Annotated in this window: 8 protein-coding genes; 5 read left to right on the top strand and 3 right to left on the bottom strand. The window is 60.9% G+C overall.

What is annotated here, in order from left to right; translation table 11 throughout:
* From ED655_RS15690 to ED655_RS03270, 5 genes are all read left to right on the top strand, one after another.
* Positions 1-271, top strand: a 271-nt coding sequence (locus ED655_RS15690; protein ID WP_205527821.1) for a hypothetical protein, incomplete at its 5' end; no start/stop codon positions are given.
* Between the two features lie 245 nt (positions 272-516).
* The gene (locus ED655_RS03285) at positions 517-1494 is read left to right on the top strand and encodes an adenosine kinase (protein ID WP_122048950.1); all 978 of its coding nucleotides are present in this window, start codon (positions 517-519) and stop codon (positions 1492-1494) included.
* Positions 1495-1802: 308 nt separating this feature from the next.
* A complete protein-coding gene (typA, locus tag ED655_RS03280; protein ID WP_023979248.1) occupies positions 1803-3626 on the top strand; it encodes a translational GTPase TypA in 1824 nt (607 codons plus the stop codon).
* Between the two features lie 222 nt (positions 3627-3848).
* A complete protein-coding gene (locus ED655_RS03275; RefSeq protein WP_122048949.1) occupies positions 3849-4145 on the top strand; it encodes a hypothetical protein in 297 nt (98 codons plus the stop codon).
* 226 nt (positions 4146-4371) lie between these two features.
* Positions 4372-5205 (top strand): SDR family oxidoreductase, encoded by an 834-nt coding sequence (locus ED655_RS03270; protein WP_205835972.1) that lies wholly within the window; start codon positions 4372-4374, stop codon positions 5203-5205.
* 86 nt (positions 5206-5291) lie between these two features.
* Here ED655_RS03270 and ED655_RS03265 read toward each other — a convergent pair whose 3' ends face one another.
* From ED655_RS03265 to ED655_RS03255, 3 genes are read right to left on the bottom strand one after another with little or no spacing between them, the layout of a single operon-like run.
* A complete protein-coding gene (locus ED655_RS03265) occupies positions 5292-6551 on the bottom strand; it encodes a D-amino acid dehydrogenase (RefSeq protein WP_023979251.1) in 1260 nt (419 codons plus the stop codon).
* Positions 6548-7693 (bottom strand): alanine racemase, encoded by a 1146-nt coding sequence (gene alr, locus ED655_RS03260; RefSeq protein WP_122048947.1) that lies wholly within the window; start codon positions 7691-7693, stop codon positions 6548-6550. The genes ED655_RS03265 and alr overlap by 4 nt, the downstream gene beginning before the upstream one ends.
* A gap of 58 nt (positions 7694-7751) precedes the next feature.
* Positions 7752-8774 carry an NAD(P)/FAD-dependent oxidoreductase gene (locus ED655_RS03255; RefSeq protein ID WP_122048987.1) on the bottom strand — a complete coding sequence of 341 codons (1023 nt, stop codon included), beginning with the start codon at positions 8772-8774 and terminating at the stop codon, positions 7752-7754.
* Positions 8775-8960: the final 186 nt, after the last annotated feature.

The following is an 8960-nucleotide window of genomic DNA, read 5'->3' as shown; positions in this document are numbered from 1 at the left end:
GGCAGGTGAGGGAGGGGTGGGGAACGGCGAACGACCCATCGCGGCAGAATCCTTGACTTGTGAGGCTGGTGAGGCGTCAGCCGCTGGGGCCGGACGCTCGGGGAAAAGCGAAGCGCTGCCCGTCGTCGGGGCAGCCGGTTTTTGGCCGATACTGGCCGATGCACCTGAAGATGAGGGCGTTGCTGTATCTTCTGGTTTGCGTCGTTTGAACAAGAGAACCCCGCTGCGCGTTCTGAAAGGTGGCGGTTCGGGTGCCGCTGGCGGCTGGTGACAGACGCAAAATCACCTCAGAGGTGCTTCACGTCCTAACCCGGCTTACACGTTATGTTGCGCAAGCGACAAGCGGATAAACAGCAGGTTTTCGCGGTTTTTGACCCTGACCCGGTCTTGTGTCATGGCCTGTCGGAAAGAATGCCGAACCTGTCGTTCACGCAACATTACGATCACGTCTGATCATGTTGATTTCATGGCGTGAACCCTGTTTTCTCCACTAAATTTCATCGCATCGGAGCCCTCATGACTGCACCCACTCTCGACCTGCTTTGCATCGGCAACGCGATTGTCGATATTCTTGCGCAGGTTTCGCACGAGACACTGACGGCGCTTGGCTCGCCTCTGGGCAGCATGACATTGATCGATGCCGATCAGGCAGCTTCTATCGAGGCAAAGATCACCCCGGAGCAGATCATGGGGGGCGGTTCCGCCGCCAACACGGCGGTCGTTGCAGCCCGTCTGGGCGCTCGCGTCGGTTATCTGGGCAAGGTGGCAGATGATGAGGCAGGGCTTGGCTATGCCCGAGACATCGCCGCGCAGAAGCTGTTCTACCCCTCAGCCCCCGTCCGGAATGCCGATCGCCCCACCGCGCGCTGCATCATTCTCGTCACGCCCGACGGGCAGCGTACCATGCACACCTATCTTGGCATCTGCACGGAGTTCGGACCCGAGGATGTGGATCAGGCCGCCGTCTCCGCCGCCGCCGTGACCTATATGGAGGGCTATCTGTTCGACAAGGACCGCGCACAGGCCGCTTTCATCCTTGCGGCCGAGACGGCGCACAAGGCCGGTCGCCGCGTGGCCCTGACCCTGTCGGATACGTTCTGCGTGGCACGCCATCACGCTGCCTTCCGCGCGCTGGTCGCCGGGCATATCGATATTCTCTTCGCCAATGAGGCAGAGATCTGTGCCCTTTACGGGACCGAGGATTTCGATGCTGCCGCCACGCAGGCCGGGCGTGACGCTGCCCTTGTCGTGCTGACCCGCAGCGAGAAGGGCGCGGTCATTCTTTCCAATGGCGAGAAGCTGGTCGTTCCGACGGAACCCGTGAAGGTGGTCGATACAACGGGTGCGGGCGATGCCTTCGCTGCTGGATTCCTGGCTGGACTGGCCAAGGGCCGCAGCCTCGAAGCATGTGGCCGTCTGGGCAACGAAGCTGCTGGTGCGATCATCACCCGCATGGGGGCACGCCCTGCCGCGGATTTTGCGCTCAAGGCCTGAGGGCTGTTTCGGGGCGCCGCCCCGAACCCTGCCAAAGGGCGGTCGCCCTTTGGAAACCTGCTCCTCTATACCTTGCCTTACTACACAGGGAAGAAAGGGCTTAACTCTCTCAGAGAGGCAGGGCAGGGGCCTGTATTACGTTGGAAGAAGGCCCGGAAATGCTAAAAAACCCGGTCTTTCCGATCCTTTCATTGCACTCTGACGGGAAATTGTGCAGAACACGGCCAATCCGTCAGTCCCGGCTTTGTGTCGTTCCCAGGGAGCGATCCGGCAGGGCATGACCCTGCAAGCCCGATCAGGACCGCTTCATGGAAATCCGTAACATCGCCATTATCGCGCACGTCGATCATGGCAAGACCACCCTTGTTGACCAGCTTCTCAAGCAATCCGGCTCGTTCCGCGAAAACCAGCACGTTGCTGAGCGCGCGATGGACAGCAATGACCTCGAGCGTGAGCGCGGCATCACCATTCTTGCCAAGTGCACCTCGGTCGTCTGGAACGAGACGCGTATCAACATCATCGACACGCCGGGCCACGCCGATTTCGGTGGTGAGGTCGAGCGTATCCTGAGCATGGTGGACGGCGCGATCATCCTGGTCGACTCGGCTGAAGGCGCTCTGCCGCAGACCAAGTTCGTGCTGGGCAAGGCGCTGGCTCGTGGCCTGCGTCCGATCGTGGTCGTGAACAAGATCGACCGTGGCGATGCCCGCCCCGACGAAGTTCATGAAGAAATCTTCGACCTGTTCGCAGCTCTGGGCGCCGACGAGCATCAGCTCGACTTCCCGATGCTGTACGCCTCGGGCCGTCAGGGCTGGGCCGATCTTGAAATGAACGGCCCCCGCAAGGATCTGTCCCCGCTGTTCGACCTGGTGCTGCGCCACGTGCCGACGCCGGGCCTCGACAAGGAGGCGCCGTTCGGCATGGTTTCGACCATTCTCGAAAGCGACAACTTCCTGGGCCGCATCCTGACGGGTCGTATCGAGCAGGGCCGCGCCCGCGTGAACATGCCGGTGCGCGTGCTGCGCCCCGATGGCACGATCGTGGAAACGGGTCGTCTGACCAAGCTGCTGTCGTTCCGCGGTCTGGACCGCGTGCCGGTGGATGAAGCCGAAGCCGGTGATATCGTGGCTGTGGCCGGTCTGTCCGACGCCACTATCCCCGACACCATTGCAGACCCGGCTCTCGATGCGCCGCTGCCTTCGACCCCGGTCGATCCGCCGACCCTGACCATGACCTTCCGCATCAATGACGGCCCTCTGGGCGGTCGTGAAGGCAAGAAGGTGACGTCGCGCCAGATCCGTGACCGTCTGTTCAAGGAAACCGAGGGCAACGTGGCCATCAAGGTGACCGAGAGCGCCGAAAGCGAAGCCTTCGAGGTTGCCGGTCGTGGCGAACTTCAGCTTGGCGTGCTGATCGAGACCATGCGTCGCGAAGGCTTCGAGCTGACCATCGGTCGCCCGCGCGTTCTCTTCCGTAACAACGAAGAGACCGGCGAGCGTGAAGAGCCGTACGAAGAGGTTCTGGTCGACGTTGACGAGCCCTATTCGGGCGTGGTCGTCGAAAAGATGTCGATGCGTAAGGGCGTGATGCAGGACATGCGTCCGTCGGGTGGTGACAAGGTCCGTCTGACCTTCCTCATCCCGTCGCGCGGCCTGATCGGCTATCACGGCGAGTTCCTGACCGACACGCGCGGCACGGGCATCATGAACCGTCTGTTCGCGGGCTATAAGCCCTATGCAGGCACGATCGAAGGCCGTCGCAACGGCTCGCTGATCTCGGCAGAAGACGGTGCGACCACGCAGTACGCCCTGTTCTCGCTGCAGGATCGTGGCACGCTGTTCGTCGAGGCTGGCGAGAAGATTTACACGGGCATGATCCTGGGTGAGCATTCGCGCGAGAACGATCTTGATGTGAACGCTGTCCGTGAAAAGAAGCTGACCAACATCCGTGCCGCCGGCAAGGATGATGCGCTGCTTCTGACGCCGCCGCGCAAGATGAGCCTTGAGCAGGCTATCGCCTATATTGAAGACGATGAGCTGGTCGAGGTGACGCCTTCTGCCGTGCGTATCCGCAAGCGCTACCTGGACCCGAATGAGCGCAAGCGTATGTCGAAAGTCAAGTCAGACGCCTGACACTAAGGAAAGGCCACCATTTGGTGGCCTTTTTTTATGATCATGTCGGCATTAAGGCATAAACATGCCTTTACCGTGCGATTACACGTATTTTATCTAATTTTCTTCAAGACGAGACAGAAAAATACTGATAGCGTTTGTAACGTCATAAGTGCAGGCGGTCTGTTCTACAGTCTGACTGACGCCTGTGATTATGTGAATTCGTATTCTGGAGCTTGTTTCATGCTCGTTTTCAATCGTCGTCTTCTTACCGGTGTTGCCGCTCTTGCCATGACGCTGAGCGCGCCTGCTTTCGCTCAGACCACGCAGGAAGCAGCCCCTGCTGCTGCAGCTCCCGCTGCCCCGGCAGCCGCGCCTGCTGCGCCGGAAGCTACGGCCCCGGCTCCGGCCTCTGAAGCGGCTCCCGCTGCTCCGACGGAAGACAAGGCTGCCACGCATAAGGGTAAGCACAAGCACAAGCACAAGCACCACAAGAAGGGTGCAGCAGCTGCCGCCGAAAAGGACGCTGCAGGCAACTGATCGATCCCATGATCGAGTTTGAAAGACGGGGCCCGAAAAGGCCCCGTTTTTTTGTGCCTGTCACTTCGGGTCTATCTCATTGGTTTCTTGGCCGATTGATGAATGATCGATATAGGTTCACGCTGAACGGGGCGTCTAATCACCGGTAATGCTCGCCTTTATACCTCTCTCCATCGGCGATGCTTCTTTAGGAGGCATACCCATACGGGAACGGGAGACAGGGATAGTGAGCAGGGAAATCGTGGTCGTCATCGGTGCGGGTGGTATTGGTCTGGCCATTGCGCGACGACAGGGCATGGGCAAGCATCTGCTCCTGGCCGATATCGATCAGGCTCTGTTGCAACGCACGGCTGGGACCCTGCGCGACGCCGGCTATGACGTGGCAACCCAGGTGATCGATGTCTGCTCGCCAGAAAGCGTTCACACACTTGCCCAGATGGCTGCTGCAATGGGGCGGGTCATGCAGGTGATCAATACGGCTGGCGTTTCGCCCAATATGGCCCCACCCGCCAAGGTGCTTGGAGTCGACCTTTACGGTGCTGCACTGGTATTTGAGGCCTTTGGCGAGGTGATTGCCTCTGGTGGATCAGGCCTGATCGTTGCCAGCATGGCAGGGCATATGCCCCATCCACTTTCCCCGTCGGACGAGACGCAACTGGCGCTGACCCCTGCGGCCTCACTGCTTGAGCTGCCCTGCCTGCAACCTGATGTCATCACTGACAGTATGATGGCTTATATCGTTGCCAAGCGCGCAAACAGTCTGAGGGTGCAGGCCGAGGCGGTGAGATGGGGCACACGCGGTGCGCGGGTGAACGCCATAAGCCCAGGGATTGTGGTCACCCCGCTTGCCACGCATGAACTGGCTTCCGCATCGGGTGACGCCTATCGCGCCATGGTCGAGGCCTCACCGGCGAAACGTATGTCACCCCCTGATGAGATCGCAATCGCAGCTCATTTTTTGCTTGGGCAGGATGCCGGTTTCATTACGGGGGGTGATCTGCTGATCGATGGCGGTGTTATCGCGGCCATGCGTGCGGGGCAACTATCTGCACCGGGCTGAGCATTGGTGTTTCCGCCAGGCCCGGCAGGAAGGCATTCGAGGGGGAGGATCCCCCTCTCATACTTAGGCGAAAGCCTTGTGTGGCTTCAGGACGTGTAGCGGTCCAGTGACAGATCCAGTGAGGGGATATCGGTGCGCTTGCCGCTGATGCGGTCGGCGAGGATACGGCCCGAGCCGCAGGCCATGGTCCAGCCAAGCGTGCCGTGGCCCGTGTTCAGCCAAAGATTGCTGTAGCGCCCGGACGGCCCGATGACGGGTGTGCCATCCGGCGTGCAGGGGCGCAGCCCGGTCCAGTAGCGGGCACGGCTCAGATCGGCACCGCCGAACATGTCGTTGAACGACAGTTCGAGCGTTTCGCGACGGTCCTGGCTCAGCTTGAGGCGCCACCCCGTCAGCTCCGCCGTACCACCAATGCGAATACGATCGCCAAGGCGCGTCATGGCAACCTTGTAGGTCTCGTCATTGACCGTAGAGGTCGGAACACGGCTCTCATCGGTGATCGGGGCTGTCAGCGAGTAGCCCTTGACCGGATAGACCGGCAGATCGAGTTCGATGGGCTTGAGCAGGCGGGGCGAGTAGCTGCCTAGTGCCAGCACATAGGCATCGGCCGTCAGGCGGCCCGCACTGGTGCGGATACCGTAGATGGCGTCGCTCGCCGCTTCGATGGCCTCGATTTCAGTGCGGAAGCGGAAGCTCACGCCCTTCTCTGCTGCCATGGCGGCAAGGCGCTGTGTGAAGAGATAGGCATCTCCGGATTCGTCACCGGGCAGACGCAGGCCACCCTTGAGAATCTGGCGCGCACCGGCGAGGCCGGGCTCGTATTTCAGCACGTCGTCCATGCCCAGCAATTCGTGGGCAACGCCGCTTTCCTCAAGCAGGCGCATGTCCTCATGGGCATGTTCGATCTGCTTGTCGGTGCGGAAGAGCTGGATCAGGCCTTTCTGTCCATCGTCATAGGTAATGCCGGTGCTGCGGCGCAGTTCGGCCTGACAGTCACGGCTGTATTCCGCAATGCGCAGCATACGGCTCTTGTTGATGTCATAGGCATGATGCGTACAGTTGGTCAGAAGCTGCGTCATGAAGCGCAGCATCGGCATGTTGACGGCGGCGGCACGTACGACCAGCGGCGCGTGCTTTTCGAGCATCCAGCGCATCGCCTTGAGGGGTAGGCCTGGCATGGCCCAAGGCGTGGAATAGCCGGGGGAGACCTGACCGGCATTGGCGAAGGAGGTTTCGAGCCCGACGCCTGGCTGGCGGTCGATGACCTCGACCTCATGGCCCTGCTCGGCAAGATACCAGGCTGTGGTGACGCCGATGACACCGGCGCCCATGACGATGATCTTCATTGTGAACTCTCGATATATTCACGATGGAAGCGCTTCCCGAGTCCGGTCAGCAACTCATATCCGATCGTATCCAGTGCCGCGGCCAGTTCGTCCAGCGGACGATGGGGGCCGATCAGCTCGAAACCGGTGCCGGGGGGCAGGGGTCTGTCTCCCAGCGCGGTCAGATCCAGCGCCATGCAGTCCATCGAAATCCGCCCTACGATAGGCAACAGGATATCAGGGCTGTCAGGCAGAACGGCGCTGGCAAGGCCACCGCCGCGTCTGTGGAAACCATCGGCATAGCCGACGGAAAGGGTTGCGATGCGCGTGGGCTTTGCCGCGATAAAACGCGCGCTGTAGCCTACCGCCACATCCGGGGCGATCCAGCGATCCTGCACCATGCCGGCCAGCAGGGTGACAACCGGATGCATGGAATTGGCGCGATCCGGTGTCGGGTTGCCGCCATAAAGTGCATAACCCGGCCGGACCAGATCATGATGGAAGGCTTCCCCCAGGAAAATACCGCTCGACGCTGCAAGACTGGCAGGCAGGGCCGGGAGCTTGCGGCGCAGGGCCTCGAATTGCAGGCGCTGTCCCTCATTGCGCGGCGAATGGTATTCATCCGCGCAGGCCAGATGGCTCATGATGTAATCAATGGCCAGATCGGCAAGGGTGTTTTCAGCAATGAGCGTATCGATATCGGCTTCGGACAGACCGAAGCGCGACATGCCGCTGTCGAGCTGAAGCAGACAGGGGGAGCGCACGCCCGTATCACGGCACAGTGCGGCCCAGCGGCGCACATGGTCGAGGCTGTTCAGAACCGGTGTGAGCCCTTTGTCCTGCAAAAGCGCCTCGCTGCCCGGAGCCGGGCCATTGAGGATGCAGATGGCAGCATCGGCCGCCAAGATGGGGTGTAGCTCCAGCCCCTCCTGAACGGTGGCAACAAAGAACCGGCGGCATCCGGCGCGATAGAGGGCTGGGGCGACACGCGTCACACCCAGCCCGTAGGCATCCGCCTTCACCGCGGCCCCGACGGCGACATCGGGTCCCACACGGGATTTCAGCAGCTGGTAATTCTGCTTGATGGCGTCGAGGTCGATACGAAGCCATCCACCGGCACGTCTGACGACGTCGGTTTGCGCCTCGTCTGGCTGGGTTGTCATCAGGGTTCGCGTCTTTCGATCATTTCGGGATCATACTAAACCGGGGCCCTGTCACGGCTCAAGACCCTGACGGCACACCCTTACTTGTGGAATATTCAAAGTGAAGAGCCTGATCGGGGTGGACGATGGGGTGAATGGCGTGCGCTGCCATGGCTCCCTCGCTGAACCCCTGCAGGATCAGCTTCAGCTTGCCGGGATAGGTGGCGATGTCACCAATGGCAAAAACGCCGGGCAGGCTGGTTTCCATGCTGGAGGGCGTGACGGGAATCGTGCTGCGGACGGTATCGATATTCCAGGTGGCAATCGGGCCGAGCTCGGTCGAGAGACCATAGAAAGGCAGCAGCGTATCGGCTTCAATGCGACGGGTCTGGCCCTCGAGATCGATCACATCGACTGCGGTAAGGGCACCATTCTCGCCCTGCAATGCGTGAAGCTGATAGGGCACGACTTTTTCGATACGCCCTTCGGCCACACGGGATTCGATCTGGGAGAGGGTTTCGGGCGCACCACGGAAGCGGTCGCGGCGATGAAGCAGATAGATCTTTTCCGCAATGTCGGAAAGCGACAGCGCCCAGTCGAGGGCGGAATCGCCACCGCCAGCCACCACAATGCGCTTGCCTGCAAAATCGGCGCGCTTGCGCACGTAATACTGAACAGCGCCACTCGCCTCATAGGCATCGAGACCATCGAGCGGCGGGCGATTCGGGCCGAAAGCGCCCGCTCCTGCCGCGATGATCACGGCGCGCGCCGTCACCACATTGTTCTTGTCTGTCTCGAGCGTGAAGGCGCCGCGCTGGCCCGACAGCTTTTCCACGCGCTGGCCCAGAAGGCGGGGCACATCGAAGGGGGCGATCTGGGCATCGAGCGCGGCAATCAGGGCACCGCCTTCAATGGAGGGGTGCGCCGGAATGTCATAGATCGGCTTTTCAGGATACAGCGCCGCGCATTGGCCACCAATCTCGCTCAACGCGTCAATCAGCACACAGGAAAGTTTGAGCATGCTGCACTCGAACGCGGCAAAAAGCGCGGTCGGCCCTGCACCGATAATGGCTACATCGATGTCGAGAGGGGTCTGGCCCATGTCAGCTGTCATCCGTATCTGTGCGGCCTGTCGGCCCGGTCATGCTTCGCAACGAGGCTGAAAGAAACCACATTCTTTCCTGCGATGCACCCCCCTCACATGGCTTGTGTGCCTGTTGGGCCGTGTCATTCTGTTTGCAGGCGGTTGTCGGCTGATAGACGTGCGGAGAGGCTTACCCTTGCCGTG

It is taken from the genome of Asaia bogorensis (assembly GCF_900465345.1).
Taxonomy (GTDB): domain Bacteria; phylum Pseudomonadota; class Alphaproteobacteria; order Acetobacterales; family Acetobacteraceae; genus Asaia; species Asaia bogorensis_A.
The sequence above is the reverse complement of the archived record's forward strand: the minus strand, read 5'-3'. Positions and strand labels throughout refer to the sequence as shown.